Below are 421 nucleotides of genomic sequence, written 5' to 3' on the forward strand. Positions count from 1 at the left end.
CCGTTTTTTCACTACCTTTGAAGCCATGAAGCAAAATTCGACGACATGGACAAGGCTCAGAGGCAAAGAGGGAGCATCATCCTGCACAAGGAAGAAAAGGATGGTGTGGATTATGTCCGGATAGAGTATGCAGGAAACGGGGCAATCCCCCTGCTGCTCGCTCAGGATACAGGCGTGGAAATGACCGGCAAGGATTCCGCTTGCATGGCGGCGGCTGTTTTCAAGCTGTCGGATTTTTACGACCGTTATTCTCCCCATGCCTATATTGATTACAGCCGGGTATATGTGCGGCATCCCAGACCCAAGAGGGAATACACGCTGCCGGAAGGCTATCTGGAACTGCTGGAACAGAAACGCTACAGCCCATCCACCATAAAGACCTACCGGGCTTATTTCAGCGACTTCATGGAGTACCACAAAG

The 421-nt window shown here is 51.3% G+C and carries 1 pseudogene; it reads left to right on the top strand.

Going from position 1 to position 421, the window contains the following annotated elements:
* Window positions 1–45: 45 nt before the first annotated feature.
* Window positions 46–421: pseudogene (locus M3090_RS15640) on the top strand (recombinase); the annotation flags it as partial.

This window comes from Bacteroides sp. ET71, from assembly GCF_023336905.1.
Lineage (GTDB): Bacteria > Bacteroidota > Bacteroidia > Bacteroidales > Bacteroidaceae > Bacteroides.